Source organism: Amycolatopsis sp. TNS106 (genome assembly GCF_019330265.1).
Lineage (GTDB): Bacteria > Actinomycetota > Actinomycetes > Mycobacteriales > Pseudonocardiaceae > Amycolatopsis > Amycolatopsis lurida.
The window spans coordinates 914,752-927,559 of record NZ_CP024972.1 but is presented as its reverse complement, the minus strand read 5'-3'; the positions used below and the strand labels follow the sequence as shown (position 1 = coordinate 927,559).

Annotated in this window: 13 protein-coding genes; 2 read left to right on the top strand and 11 right to left on the bottom strand. The window is 68.6% G+C overall.

Going from position 1 to position 12,808, the window contains the following annotated elements:
• Genes CVV72_RS04315 through CVV72_RS04275 form a run of 9 tightly spaced genes read right to left on the bottom strand, consistent with a single transcriptional unit; the run spans position 1 to position 8,745 of the window.
• Entirely contained in the window at positions 1-1,101 is a 1,101-nt protein-coding gene (locus tag CVV72_RS04315) for an MCE family protein (protein ID WP_219151136.1), read from the bottom strand.
• Positions 1,101-2,078 (bottom strand): MCE family protein, encoded by a 978-nt coding sequence (locus CVV72_RS04310; RefSeq protein WP_219151135.1) that lies wholly within the window; start codon positions 2,076-2,078, stop codon positions 1,101-1,103. Before CVV72_RS04310 ends, CVV72_RS04315 begins: the two co-directional genes overlap by 1 nt.
• Positions 2,075-3,079: an MCE family protein gene (locus CVV72_RS04305; RefSeq protein WP_219151134.1), complete on the bottom strand. Its 1,005-nt coding sequence runs from the start codon at positions 3,077-3,079 to the stop codon at positions 2,075-2,077. Before CVV72_RS04305 ends, CVV72_RS04310 begins: the two co-directional genes overlap by 4 nt.
• Positions 3,079-4,089 carry an MCE family protein gene (locus CVV72_RS04300; RefSeq protein ID WP_255632508.1) on the bottom strand — a complete coding sequence of 337 codons (1,011 nt, stop codon included), beginning with the start codon at positions 4,087-4,089 and terminating at the stop codon, positions 3,079-3,081. The genes CVV72_RS04305 and CVV72_RS04300 overlap by 1 nt, the downstream gene beginning before the upstream one ends.
• On the bottom strand, positions 4,086-5,099 hold the full coding sequence (locus CVV72_RS04295; RefSeq protein WP_219151133.1) for an MCE family protein: 1,014 nt from the start codon (positions 5,097-5,099) through the stop codon (positions 4,086-4,088). The genes CVV72_RS04300 and CVV72_RS04295 overlap by 4 nt, the downstream gene beginning before the upstream one ends.
• Positions 5,096-6,319 (bottom strand): MCE family protein, encoded by a 1,224-nt coding sequence (locus CVV72_RS04290; RefSeq protein ID WP_219151132.1) that lies wholly within the window; start codon positions 6,317-6,319, stop codon positions 5,096-5,098. Before CVV72_RS04290 ends, CVV72_RS04295 begins: the two co-directional genes overlap by 4 nt.
• Positions 6,316-7,155, bottom strand: a complete 840-nt coding sequence (locus tag CVV72_RS04285; protein WP_034315131.1) for an ABC transporter permease — start codon at positions 7,153-7,155, stop codon at positions 6,316-6,318. The genes CVV72_RS04290 and CVV72_RS04285 overlap by 4 nt, the downstream gene beginning before the upstream one ends.
• A 4-nt stretch (positions 7,156-7,159) precedes the next feature.
• Complete coding sequence (locus CVV72_RS04280) at positions 7,160-7,963, bottom strand: ABC transporter permease (RefSeq protein WP_219151131.1); 804 nt, start codon at positions 7,961-7,963, stop codon at positions 7,160-7,162.
• 2 nt (positions 7,964-7,965) lie between these two features.
• Positions 7,966-8,745 (bottom strand): hypothetical protein, encoded by a 780-nt coding sequence (locus CVV72_RS04275; RefSeq protein WP_219151130.1) that lies wholly within the window; start codon positions 8,743-8,745, stop codon positions 7,966-7,968.
• A 238-nt stretch (positions 8,746-8,983) separates the two neighbouring features.
• Between CVV72_RS04275 and CVV72_RS04270 the strand changes: the two genes are divergently transcribed.
• Positions 8,984-9,928 carry an ATP-binding cassette domain-containing protein gene (locus CVV72_RS04270; RefSeq protein ID WP_219151129.1) on the top strand — a complete coding sequence of 315 codons (945 nt, stop codon included), beginning with the start codon at positions 8,984-8,986 and terminating at the stop codon, positions 9,926-9,928.
• Positions 9,925-10,779, top strand: a complete 855-nt coding sequence (locus CVV72_RS04265; protein WP_219151128.1) for an ABC transporter permease — start codon at positions 9,925-9,927, stop codon at positions 10,777-10,779. The genes CVV72_RS04270 and CVV72_RS04265 overlap by 4 nt, the downstream gene beginning before the upstream one ends.
• Positions 10,780-10,895: 116 nt before the next feature.
• On the opposite strand, the gene CVV72_RS04260 is transcribed toward CVV72_RS04265, so the two are convergent.
• Together CVV72_RS04260 and CVV72_RS04255 are read right to left on the bottom strand one after the other, a co-directional pair.
• Positions 10,896-12,026: a glycosyltransferase gene (locus CVV72_RS04260; protein WP_219151127.1), complete on the bottom strand. Its 1,131-nt coding sequence runs from the start codon at positions 12,024-12,026 to the stop codon at positions 10,896-10,898.
• Complete coding sequence (locus tag CVV72_RS04255) at positions 12,023-12,808, bottom strand: alpha/beta fold hydrolase (protein WP_219151126.1); 786 nt, start codon at positions 12,806-12,808, stop codon at positions 12,023-12,025. The genes CVV72_RS04260 and CVV72_RS04255 overlap by 4 nt, the downstream gene beginning before the upstream one ends.

Below are 12,808 nucleotides of genomic sequence, written 5' to 3'. Positions count from 1 at the left end.
TCACCTTCCCGGCACGTTCTGCGAGCCACGCACGTTCGTGGGGTTGCCCTTGGGCAGGGCACAGCGCGCCGCGGTGTTCAACGGGCGCGGCGACGTGTCGAGTCCGTCGCGGTAGACGGTCCCGTAACCCGTGACACACGGCGGCGGATCGAAGAACGTCAGCGAGAGGCCGACACGCGCGCCGTCCGGTCCCATGATCGCGTGCCCCGCGGCGACCGCTTTCGGCGCGGTGACCAGCAGTTGCTCGATGCCGTCCTGACGCGTTTCCAGGACGTCCGCGGTGGTCAGCAGGTTGGCCAGCAGGATGCCGAGACTAGGCCCGCTCTCCCGCAAGAGCGTGCTGACCTCGTTCGCGGCCGCCGGGACAGCCGGGATCAACCGCCGCAGATCGCCGTCGGAGCTCTTCAACGTCGCGGCGAGCAGTTTCGCGTTGGCACCGAACGAGCGGATCGCGTCCGCCTGCGAGACCTGGGTGTCGAGCACGGTCTGCGCGTCGGTCACGAACCTGGTCACCGGTCCGACATGCGCGCTCGCCTCCCGCACGAACTCGATCCCCCGCCCGACGAGCTGGTCCAGCGCCGGGCCGGCGTCGGACGTCGCCTTGTACAGTTCGTCGACCACGGTCCGCAGGGCGGGCTTCGGCACCGAATTGGCGAACGAGTCCACACTGGACAGGACGATGTCCACGGGCAGCGGGATCTTCGTATCCGCCTCGCTGATCACCGAACCGTCCTGCAGCATGGCGCCGTCGCCGCGCCGGGGCCGCAGGTCGACGTACTGCTCACCGACGGCCGATCGGTTGGCCACCACGGCTTCGGTGTCCGCGGGCACTTCCGGGCCGCCCGGCTCGATTTCGAGATCGACCTCCATCCCGGAGGCCGTCAGCCGCAGCTCGCCGACCCGGCCGATCGGCACGCCCCGATAGGTGACCTCGGCGTTGCTGAAGATGCCGCCACCGGTGGCGAGCCGCACTTTGACGGTGTACCCGCGATCGAGCACCAGTTTGTCCAGGCCCGCATACGTCGCGCCGACGTACGCGACGCCGAGGACCGCGATGGTCACGAAGACCACCAGCTGGACGCGGACGAACTTGGTCAGCATCAGCGGCCACCACTGTTCTTGAAGGTCAGGAAGGTGTTCAGGTAATCGCCGCGGATGGCCTCCAGCGCGGCGTCGGGGAACGGGAAGGTGAAGATCATCTCCATCGCCTTCGGCAGCTTGTCCCCGGACTCGGCCAGTTTCCGCAGCAACGGTTCGAGCGCCTTGAGGTCGGCGACGAGGTCGTCCTTGCTGCGGTTCACCGTGTCGACCGCGACCGAGGTGAGCCCGTCCAGCGACTTGAGCATCCCGACCAGCGCCTGGCGCTGCTGGTTCAGCACCTCGATTCCGGGGGTGAGCCCGTTCAGCGTCGCCTTGATCTCCCCGGTGTTCGCGTTCAGCGTCGCCGCGAGCTTGTTGACGCTCTCGATGGCACGGGTGATCTCGGCCTTGTGCTCGTCGAGCCCTCGCACGAAGGTGTCCAAATTGGACAGAAGACTGCGTGCCGCGCTTTCCTTGCCGCCGAGCGCGTCGTTGAGTTCGCGGGTGATGTTCTGCACCTGCGCGACACCGCCACCGTTGAGCAGCAGGGACAGCGCGCCGAACACCTCCTCGATCTCCGGGGTCAGCGAAGAACTGGCCAGCGGGATCACCGCGCCGTCGACCAGCCGCCCGCTCGGCGTCCCCTCGGGCGGCGGCGCGAGCTCGACGAACTTCTCGCCGAGGATGCTCGCCTGCCGCAGCCGCGCGACGGAGTTGGCAGGCAGGTTCACGTCCCCGTTGACGAGCAGGCCGACCACCGCGCTGCGGCCGTCCGGCGCCAGCTCGACGGTCCGCACCTGGCCGACCGGGACGTCGTTGACCTTCACCCCGGACTGGGGCACGAGATCCAGCACGTTCGTGAAACTCGCCGTGACGTGGATCGGGCGCTCACCCAGCGCGGCCCCGCCCGGCAGCGGGATGTCGTAGACGTCGACACCGCCGCTGCAACCGGTGGCGGCCAGCACTAGGACCAGGACCGCGGCGAGCCGGGTTTTCATTTCGCCCCCGAGAATTCGGTGAGGTTCCCTCGGCCGTCCAGCGTGCCCGCACCCTGGTTGTACGCGCCGAGCACGTTCGCCAGCGCGTTCGGCGCGGCGTCGAGTGCTTCGCTCAGCGACGCCTTCTGCCGAGTGAGCAGCTTGGTGATCTCGGCGAGCTTGTCCACATCGGACTTGACCTTGCCCCGGTTGTCCTTGATGAAGCCCTGCACCACGCTGAGCGCCTCGGTGAGTTCGGTCATCGCGCCGGAGAACTGGTCCCGCTGATCGGCCAGGATCTTGCTGAGCGAGGAGATCTGCTGGATCGCCTGTTTCACCTTGTCGTCGTTCGACGCGAGCATCGCGGTGAACTTGCTGATGTTGTCGACCGAGTTGAACAGGTCGTCCTTGGAATCGCTCGCGGTCCTGGCGAACTCGCCGAAGTTCTTGATCGCCTCGCCGAGTTTGCCGCCGTTGCCGTCGAGGTAGGCGGCGGCCTTCGTCAGGACGTCGCTGACCGCTCCGTCCCGGTTGGCACCCTTCGGCCCCAGCGCGGTCATCAGCTGGTTGAGGCTGCCCAGTAGTTCGTCGACCTCGACCGGGGTGACGGTGCGCTCGGGCGGGATCCGCCCGTCGTCGCCCAGCTCCGGCCCGCCGACGTACACCGGGGTGAGCTGCACGTACCGGTCGGCGACCAGGCTCGGCGTGATCACCACGGCGCCGACGTCGGCGGGCAGCTTGACGTCGGGCCGGACCGTCATGGTCACCTCGACGTTCGTGCCGCGCGGCTCGACCTTGGTCACCGAACCGATCGGGACGCCGAGCACCCGCACCTCGGTGTTCGGGTACACCCCGACGGTCGCGGTGAAGAACCCGGTCAGGACGCGGTCGGCCTGCCTGGTCAGCAGCGGCCAGGCCGCCGTCACGAGCAGTCCGGCGACGACGGCGAGCGCGAGCCGCCGCACCCAGGCCCGCCGCCGGGCCTGTCCGCCGAGATCGGCCAGCGTGCAGTGGCGCCCCATCAGCGTCCCCCCTTCCTCGAAGGCATGCAGCTGCCCGGCGTGCCGCCGGTCGGGACGAGCCCGCAGATGTAGGTGTCGATCCAGCGGCCGTTGCCGACCGCGTTGCCGAGCAGGCGGTAGAAGGGACCGGCCAGCCGCAGGCTTTCGTCGAGCTTGTCCTGGTTCCGCAGCAGCACGGTGGCGACGCGATCGAGCTGGTCGAGCGCCGGGCCGAGCGTCTTCTGGTTGTCCGCCACCAGGCCCTTGAGCTGGATCGACAGGTTCTTCACCCCGCTGAACAGCTTCGCGATGGCGTCCTTGCGCGCGTTCAGCTCCGTGAGGAGGGTGTTGCCGTCGCGGATCAATGCCTCGATCTGCTGCGAGCGGTCCCCGAGCGTCTTAGACACCTTGTTCGTGTTCTCGAACAACTTCACCAGCTCCTCGTCACGGGAAGCGAGTGTCTTGGACAGTGCGGTGATGCCGTCGAACGCGGTCCGGACCTCCTGCGGGGTGGAGGCGCCGAGCGTCTCCGACAAGGTCCCGAACGCCTTCGCCAGCTGGTCGGTGTCGATCGCGCCCACCGTGTTCGCGAGGTCGTTGAACACCGTGGTGACGTCGTAGGGCGAACTCGTGCGCTGCACCGGGATCGGCTCGTCCGGATCCAGTTCCGCGTTGCCGACCGGGTCGAGGACCAGGTTCTTCTGCCCCAGTAGCGTCTTGATCTTGATCGCGGCGGTGGTGCGGTTGCCGATCCAGGTGTCCCTGACCCGGAACAGGACCTTGACCCGGCCACCGTCCAGCAGGACGTCGGAGACCTCGCCGACCTTGACCCCGGCCACGCGGACCTCGTCGTTGCGTTTGAGACCGGCGGCTTCGGTGAACTCGGCCGCGTACGTGGTCCCGCCGCCGAGGAGCGGGAGATCGTCGGAGAAGAAGGTCGCCGAGCCCGCCACCGCCATCAGCAGCGCCGTGACGGCTCCGACGACGATCGGGTTGCGGCTGCGGAAGGGTTTGATCCTCGGCGCTTTCACCGGCACCGTCCCTGGGTCAGCGGGATACCGACCGGCGGGCCGCCCGGGGCGGGCGGCGCGTCCGATTTCACCGAGCAAAGGTAGAAGTTGAACCACGAGCCGTACGAGACCATCGAGCCGATGCGATCCAGCTTCTTCGGCAGGTTCGCCAGGAACTGCTCGAACACCGGGGTGTTGTCGGCGAGGTTCTTCGACAGGTCACCGAGAGTGTTGATGCTGTCCTTCAACGGCGCGCGTCCGTCCTGGAGCAGATTCGCGGTGGCGGTGGTGAGCTCGCCGAGCCCGCCGATCGCCTGCCCGATGGGTTTCGCGTCGCCGGCGAGCCCGGAGACCAGTTGCGCGGTGACATCGACGAGTTTGTCGAACTGGTCGCCCTGGGAGTTGAGCGTGTCGAGCACCGTGTTGAGGTTCCCGACCACCTGGCCGATCACCTCGTCCTTTCCCGCCAGGGTGTTCGTGAGGGACGCGGTGTGTTCGAGCAGGCTGTCGATGGTGCTCCCCTCGCCCTGCAGCACCTGGACGATCTCGAACGACAACTGGTTGACGTCACTCGGCGAAAGCGCCTGGAACAACGGTTTGAACCCGTTGAACAACGCGGTCAGATCCAGTGCCGGCTGCGTCCGCTCCGGCGGGATCAACGCGTCCTCGGCCAGGACCGCCGGCCCGTCCGGGCCGGGGTCGATCGAGAGATACCGCTGGCCGACGAGGTTGCGGTACCTGATGGTGACCGTGGCCCCGGCGGTGAGGCGGCGCTTGTTCTCGACCGAGAACCGCACGTCCGCCAGCCGCCGCTCGACCACGCCGACCGAATCCACCTGGCCGATGCGGACACCGGACATCCGGACCTCGTCGCCGGGGTTGACCGACGTGGCGTCGGTGAACCTGGCGGTGTAGCCGACCGTCGTGCCGACGCCGGAATTGGCGATGGTGATGGCCAGGATCCCGGTCGCCACCACGGTGATCACGAAGAAGACCAGGCCTTTGATCGCCGGTCCCGCGACACCCCTCATCGGACGGTCACCTCCGTACCGCGCATGGCCGGGCCGACGAGCACGCTGCTCCAGTCCGGGACCTCGGCCGGCTTCATCCCGAGCGACGGCGCCAGCAGCTCGGCGACCAGCCCCCGCTCCCCCTTCGAATTGGCCGGGCCGAGGTCCCCATCGGCGGCGAACGCCACCCCCGCCGAAGTCCCGCCGCCGCCATAGCAGCGCGGCCCGCCCTTCTGGTCGAACCTGGGATCGTCCCGGCCCGGCACGTACTTGTCGCGCGGATCGTGGACGGACAGCGTCACGTGCAGCCCCGGCTCCCCGGTGCCCTTGCCCAGTGCCTTCTCCATCGCCGGCTTGAGCCGGTTCACCGCGTCGAACAGGCAAGGGAATTCGGGTGAATAGCGCGAAAGCAGCTCGAGCGTCGGCCTGCTCTTCACGCTGACACCGATGATGTTGTCCTTGTTCTGCACCAGGAACTTGTTCAGGTCGCCGCTCGCGGTGGTGACGCCGGTGTACAGCTTGTCGAGGTCCGCCCGGGTGTCCACAATGGTCTTCGCGGTGGTGGAGAGATCCGAAAGCGCCTTGAGGATGTCCGGCGCGGCGCCGGTGTAGAGGTCCGCCACGTCGGCGAGACCGGTGACGTCGGCCTTGAACTGCGGCATCAGCGGGTTCACCTGGTTGAGGAGGTCGTTGAGCTGGACGATGCTGTCCCCCAAGGACTTCCCGCGGTTGTCGAGCGCGAGCGAGATCGCACCCAGTGAACTGTTCAGCTTCTGCGGCTGCACCGCGCGCAGCAGCGGCAGCAGATCTCCGAGGACGCGCTCCAGCTCGATCGCGTTGGAAGACCGGTCCTGGCCGATGACGTCGCCGTCGCGCAGCGAGCCACCCGCGGGCCGCTCCGGGAGGACGAGGTTGACATAGCGCTCGCCGAACACCGTCTTCGGCAGCAACCGCGCCGAGACGTTGCGCGGCAGCTGATCGATCTTCGCCGGGTCGATGGCGAGATCGATCTCCGCGCCCTCCGCGGTGCCCCGCACCGCCCTGACCTCGCCGAACGGCACACCGCGGACCTTGACCTCGGCGGGCGGGGCCAGCTGGTTGCCGACCCGGTCGGTCTTGAGCGTGACCAGTTCCGCGCGTTCGAAGTCCTTGTTGAAGATCGCGACGGCGAGCCAGCCGAGGAGCACCAGGATGACGAGGAAGACCACCCCCGCCGCCTGTGTCCGTGCGCGCGCGCTCATCCGGACACCTTCACCGTCGTGGTGGCGCCCCAGATCGCCAGGCTGAGGAAGAGGTCCAGCACGCTGATCAGCACGATCGACGTCCGCACGGCGCGGCCGACCGCGACCCCGACGCCGGCCGGGCCGCCCGCCGCGCGATAGCCGTAGAAGCAGTGCGTGAGGATGACGCCGACGCTGAAGACGAGGACCTTGGCGAACGACCACAGCACGTCTTCGGGCGGTAGGAACAAGGAGAAGTAGTGGTCGTAGGTTCCGCCGGACTGCCCGAAGAAGACCACCGTCGTCACCCGCGAGCCCAGGTAGGAGATCAGCAGGCCGATCACGTAGAGCGGGATGATCGCGATGAATCCGGCCACGATCCGGGTGGTGACGAGGTACGGCATGCTGCGTACGGCCATCACTTCGAGCGCGTCGATCTCTTCGGAGATCCGCATGGCGCCCAGTTGCGCGGTGAACCCGGCGCCGACCGTCGCGGACAACGCGAGCCCTGCCGACAGCGGCGCGATCTCGCGGGTGTTGAAGTACGCGGTGAGGAAGCCGGTCATCGCGGAGATGTTGATCTGATTCAGCGCGCTGAAACCCTGCAGTCCGACGGTGATCCCGGTGAACACGCACAGGCCGACCATCACGCCGACGGTGCCGCCGATCACCGCCAGGGCCCCGCTGCCGAAGGTCACTTCCGCGAGCAGGCGCACCACTTCCCGGAAGTAGCGGGTGACCGCCATCGGGATCGCCGCGAGCGCGCGGATGTAGAACAGCAACTGGTCGCCCAGCTCGAAAAGACTGTTGCCGGGGCGTTTGAACGCCTCGCGGGCCCGTTCGGGGACGCTGGTCACGGGATCAGGTTCCCTTCGCGGGGACGAGCTGCAGGTACAGCGCGGTCAGGATCGTGTTGACGAAGAACAGGAGCAGGAACGTGATCACCACCGACTGGTTGACGACGTCGCCCACGCCTTTGGGGCCGCCCTTGGGGTTCAGGCCCCGGTAGGCCGCGACGACGCCGGCGAGGAAACCGAAGATGAACGCCTTGATCGAGCTGACCACGAGGTCGGGCAGCTGGGCCAGCGCGTTGAAACTCGCGAGGTACGCGCCCGGCGTGCCGCCCTGCACGATGACGTTGAAGAAGTAGCCGCCGAGGACGCCGACGACGCTGACCAAACCGTTCAGCAGCACCGAAACGCCGATGGCCGCCTGTACGCGGGGCACGATCAGCCGGTGGATCGGCGAGACACCGAGCACCTCCATCGCGTCGATCTCCTCGCGGATCGACCGGGCGCCCAGATCCGCGCAGATCGCCGAACCGCCCGCTCCCGCGATGATCAGCGTGGTCACGATCGGACTGGCCTGCTGCACCACCGCGAGGACACTCGCGGCGCCGTTGAACTGCTGCGCGCCGATCTGACTCGTGAGCGAACCCAGTTGCAGCGAGATGACCGCGCCGAACGGGATCGACACGAGGATCGCGGGGGTGATCGACACGCTCGCGATGAACCAGAACTGCTGGATGAACTCTCGGACCTGCACCGGGCGGCGGAACATCGCGAGGACGACGTCGATCCCCATGGCGCACATGCGGCCGAACTCGCGCAGGCCCGCGGCGGCCTTCTCCGGCGCGCGGGCGAGCAGGGCGACTGGACTGGCCATCGTCAGGCTCCACATCCGTTGGGCGGCGGGCCGTCGCCGACGCATCGCAGCCTGAGGTTGGTGACCAGGGTGTTGCCCGGGCCGGAGACCAGGCCGGTGAGCAACGGGCTCAGGTCCTCACGCACCCCGCAGCCGGTGAACCCCGGTGTCGTGAAGGTGCTCGTGACCTTCACCGGCGGGGCGGGGAACGCGAGCGGCACCAGGGCCTTGATGTTCACCGCGACCGATTGCGCGGTCCGGCAGTTCGGGCCGACGTCGAGGACCTTTCCGTCCACTTTGGCGTTCGAGAGCTTGATGAACACCTTGTTCGTGACGTCGGTGTGCGCGCAGATGTTGGTGCCGACCTCCTTGCAGTCGCCGGTGGCGCCGGTCTTCACGAGGACCGTGCCGGTGGCGTCGCCGTCCGGGATGAGTTCGACGTCGCCGGTGGCGGGCATGAACCGGAAGGACACGAAATAGCTCGACGTCGGCGGGATGGCGAGTTTGCCGGTGATCGGCACCTGTCCGGTGAAACCGAGGATCTTGCCGTCGAACCGGCCCTGCGGGAAGGTGATGTCCGAACCGAGTTTCGCGACGCGGCTGGTGGTGGGCTGTTGGTCGTCACCGACGTAGAAACCGAACGTCAGCCCGGCCTGCGCGATGGCGGGTTCCTGCGCGAGGGCTTCTCGTGTCTGGAGTGTCCGCGCGGGATCGGCGGAGGCGGAAGCCAAGGAAAGCGCCCCCAGCCCCAGCACCGCCGGGAGCAGGAGGGCGCGCGGAACGCGCCCGGTCAGCACTGACATTCGGGCTTCCTCATTTCGACTTGTCCGGCCGAACGGCCAACTGGAGCAGCACGCTACTGACGGAATGCCAGGGGGACAAGCAATTCGGGAATGGAGGGTCCGCGGCGGGAAAAGATTGTAATGGGCGTAACTGTTTTGCGTCCGGTCTCGTGAGTGGTAATGACGGTTCTAACCGTCCTTGTCACTCACGAGCCTCTGGGCATTGCGGCCGCACCGAAGGCCCCGCTACGTTCGGCGAATGGAGCAGGCTGCCATCGAGGTGTCCGGCCTCGCCAAGCACTACGGTGAAGTGACGGCCCTCGCCGGCGTCAGTCTCCGGGTCGGCCGCGGCACCGTGCTCGCGGTGCTCGGCCACAACGGCGCGGGCAAGACGACGTTGATCGACATCCTGAGCACGCGCGTCGAACCGGACGGCGGCAGCGCCAAGGTCTGCGGTTTCGACGTCGTGCGCGCCGGCCATCACGTCCGGCGGCGGATCGGGGTCACCGGCCAGTTCGCGGCGGTCGACGACGCGCTCTCCGGTCGCGGCAATCTCGAACTCGTCGCCCGGTTACTGGGCGCGAACCGGCGCCAGGCCAGGGCCCGCGCGGCCGAACTGCTCGCCATGTTCGGCCTCGACGACGCGGCCGACCGGCCCGCGCGGACGTACTCCGGCGGCATGCGGCGGCGGCTCGACCTGGCCGCCGGGCTCGTCGGCTCCCCCGACGTCCTCTTCCTCGACGAACCGACGACCGGTCTCGACCCGCTCAGCCGCGCGGGGCTCTGGGACGGCGTCGAACGGCTCGCCGCGCGCGGCACCACCGTCGTGCTCACCACGCAATACCTCGAGGAGGCGGACAGACTGGCGGATCACGTCATCGTGCTGGGGCTGGGGCACGTCACCGTTTCCGGGCGGCCGTCGGAACTGAAGGCCCGGCTCGGGGAACGGACCGCGACCCTGACCTTCGGCACGGATCTCGCCGCCCGCCGCGCGCTGGCCGCGGTGCACCGGCTCGGCATGAGCTGCACGACGTCGGCCTCCGGGCTGGTGCTCGGTGTCGCGCTGTCCGGGCCCTCCGACATCACGGTGCTGGTGCGCGCGCTCGACGCGGCCGGCGCACCGATGAGGGACCTCACCGTCGCGGAGCCGACGCTCGACGACGTCTACCTTTCCCTGCACCGGAATCCGGCGGTCACACCATGACCGAGGCACGGCATCGTGCGCCGTCCCCGCCGGTGCTGGGTGATCCGGCGACCTGGCCGCCGAGCAGCTTCGCCACCCAGGTCCGGGTGCTCGCCGCCCGCTCGCTGAAGACCGCGTTCGGCGACCGGCGGCTGGTGTTCTTCGGTCTGCTGCAACCGATCGTGCTGCTCCTGTTGTTCAGCCAGGTGTTCAACGGCGTCAGCACGCTGCCCGGTGTCGCGGCTTACCAGGGCTACGTGAATTTCCTCGTCCCGGCGACGCTGGTGAACATCGCGATGACGACGGCGATGAGTTCGGGGGCGGGTCTGCTCGCGGAGATCTACAGTGGATTCACCGGACGGCTCCGCTGCATGCCCATCAGCCTTTCGGCCGTCCTGGTGGCGCGCACCATCTCCGATTCCGCCCGGCTCGCCGTGCAACTGCTGGTGACCGCGCTCGCCAGCGTGGTCCTGCTGGGTTTCCGGCCGACCGGCGGCGTTTTCGGTGTCACCGCTGCTCTTATGCTCACGCTGGTCGTCGGCTGGTGCCTGAGCTGGATCTTCGTCGCCATCACGACCTGGCTGCGCAAGGCCGAAACCCTGCAGATGGCGTCGTTCGTGGTCATGTTCCCGCTGATGTTCTCGTCCAGCGCGTACATGCCGCTCGAGACGATGCCGACGTGGCTGCGGGTGGTCTCGGCGCTCAACCCCCTGACCTACGCGATCGACGCGACCCGCGCGCTCGCGCTCGGACGGCCTTCCGGCTGGTCGGTCCCCATTTCGCTCGCGATCGCCGCCGTGGCGGCCGCGGCAGGCGGGTGGGTCGCGGCGAGGACGTTCCGCTCGCCGCGAGGCGTCACCCCGATGGCCTGAAACCCGCACTCGCGTGATTGAAGGCGTAACTCACGTGATTGAAGGCGTATCTGCGTGTTACGCCTTCAATCACGCGAGTTACGGCTCCAAGCACGCGAGTTACGCCCAACGGAGGGTCAGCGCGGCAAGGCTTCCAGGTGGTCCGCGGCCGCCACGACTCCCCCGGCCGCCGCGAACGAGGCCCGCACCCGGGCGGCCGCGGCGGCGTAGGCGGGTTCGGTCAGCACCTCGGTGACCGTGTCGCGGATGTCGGGTGCCTTCACGCGGTCGAAGCGCAGCCGCAACCCGGCGCCGGCGGCCTCGACCTGCTGCGCCAGCATCGACTGGTCGTCCCGGATCGGCGCGATCACCAGCGGCAGGCCGGAGGCGAGGGTCTCACTGACCGTGTTGTGCCCGCCGTGGCAGATCACCGCCGCCGCCTTCCGCACCACATCCGCCTGCGGGATCCTTTTGACCACCAGTACCTCGTCGCTGAGCAGCTCGCCGGTGGGATCGACGACGAGGCCTTGCACCTCCGGCATCCCGGCGAGCGCGTCGACGCATTCGGACAGGAAGCGACGGCCGAGAGCGGCGTTGGCGGTGCCGAGGGTGGCGAGGACGAGCGGACGGCCGTCGAGCCGGTCCCACGAGAAGCCCACCGGGGGCGCGGGGGCCAGCGCTGGGCCGACGAACCGGACCGCACCCAGGCCGGCGATCGGCCCGGTCAGGGACACGGTGGTGAAGGCGAGGATGAGATCCGGTGAGAAACGCAGGTCCCCGCAGGACACTTGGTGCCGCGCACGCAGGCCTTCCTGCAACCCGTCGACCCAGGCGGCGATCTTCGGCATGGCGCCCAGCGGGTCCCCGAGTTCGGTGGACGTCGACGCCGACGTCACCCACGGCAGCGCGCGGCGGCTCGCCACGAGGGCGCCCGCGAACGCCTGCTGGTCGGCGAGCACGACGTCCGGCCGGAACTCGCCCACCGCCTTCTCGACCCCTGGCACCATCGCGTCCGCGAGCGGAACCAGATACTGCTCCCAAAGGTATTTCAGCGCCGCGAACCCGCGCAGGCCCTCGGGACGGCGCTCGACGGCGAAATCCAGCGCGTCCCCGGCCGCGTACACCCGGCCCGCCCGGGTCAGCTCGGACGTCGTGGGTTCCGGACCGCACCAGGCGACGTCGTGGCCACGCCCCACCAGCTCGGCGGCCACCGCGCGCAACGGCGCCACGTGCCCGGTGAGCGGCGGGACGACCAGCAGGAACTTCATCCGCGTGGCCTCCCGTGCCGCGAGATCCAGTCGATCAGCAGTTCCCGGACTTCCCGGTGCTGTTCGACGAGCACCGAATGGCCCTGCCCCTCGAACACGTGCAGCTCGCCGCGGGGCAACAAGGACGTCAACGCGGTCAGGTCGTCGGCCTGATAGCCGTGACTGCCCAAAATGGACAGTACCGGGCAGCCGATCCCCGCCACCTGGTCCCTGGTCAGCAGCGGACCGAGCGGGACCTCCTCGGCCATCGACGTCGACATGATCCGTTCGGCCGCCATCCGCGCCAGCCGGCGGTGATGCGCGCTGTAGTTGGCCTCGATCCAGTCGAAGCTTTCCTCGACCTTCAAGAAGCTCACGGTGTGTTCGAGGATCCGCGCCATCTTGCCCGCCCACAGTTCCGTGGCGGGCTCCGACTCGATGCACACGATGCTGCGCACCCGTTCCGGTTTCGCCACGGCGTAGCTGTAGGCGAGGGTGCCGCCGAAACTGTTGCCCACCAGGTGAACGGGCCGGTCGAGGTCGAGCTGGTCGAGCAGGTCGTCGAGGTCGTCGACGAAATCCCCGATCGTGTACCCGCGTTCGGGACGTTCCGTCTTGCCGTGCCCGCGCAGGTCGTAGCTGATCACGTCCACCCCGGCGGCGGCGACCGGCGGCGCGAGCGTCAGGTAGAAGCTCGCGAGACTGTCGGTGCCCATGCCGTGCAGGAACACCACGGTCTCCGTGCCCCCGCCGGGCACGAGCTGCACGTTGGTGCGCAGCCCGTTGACGGTCATCGTCGGCAT

Excerpts from the sequence above, each read along its gene's own strand:
- CVV72_RS04315 (WP_219151136.1), bottom strand. The coding sequence starts at position 1,101 with ATGCTGACCAAGTTCGTCCGCGTCCAGCTGGTGGTCTTCGTGACCATC.
- CVV72_RS04275 (WP_219151130.1), bottom strand. The coding sequence starts at position 8,745 with ATGTCAGTGCTGACCGGGCGCGTTCCGCGCGCCCTCCTGCTCCCGGCG.
- CVV72_RS04280 (WP_219151131.1), bottom strand. The coding sequence starts at position 7,963 with ATGGCCAGTCCAGTCGCCCTGCTCGCCCGCGCGCCGGAGAAGGCCGCC.
- CVV72_RS04255 (WP_219151126.1), bottom strand. The coding sequence starts at position 12,808 with ATGCCGACGATGACCGTCAACGGGCTGCGCACCAACGTGCAGCTCGTG.
- CVV72_RS04305 (WP_219151134.1), bottom strand. The coding sequence starts at position 3,079 with ATGGGGCGCCACTGCACGCTGGCCGATCTCGGCGGACAGGCCCGGCGG.
- CVV72_RS04290 (WP_219151132.1), bottom strand. The coding sequence starts at position 6,319 with ATGAGCGCGCGCGCACGGACACAGGCGGCGGGGGTGGTCTTCCTCGTC.
- CVV72_RS04265 (WP_219151128.1), top strand. The coding sequence starts at position 9,925 with ATGACCGAGGCACGGCATCGTGCGCCGTCCCCGCCGGTGCTGGGTGAT.
- CVV72_RS04295 (WP_219151133.1), bottom strand. The coding sequence starts at position 5,099 with ATGAGGGGTGTCGCGGGACCGGCGATCAAAGGCCTGGTCTTCTTCGTG.
- CVV72_RS04270 (WP_219151129.1), top strand. The coding sequence starts at position 8,984 with ATGGAGCAGGCTGCCATCGAGGTGTCCGGCCTCGCCAAGCACTACGGT.
- CVV72_RS04310 (WP_219151135.1), bottom strand. The coding sequence starts at position 2,078 with ATGAAAACCCGGCTCGCCGCGGTCCTGGTCCTAGTGCTGGCCGCCACC.
- CVV72_RS04260 (WP_219151127.1), bottom strand. The coding sequence starts at position 12,026 with ATGAAGTTCCTGCTGGTCGTCCCGCCGCTCACCGGGCACGTGGCGCCG.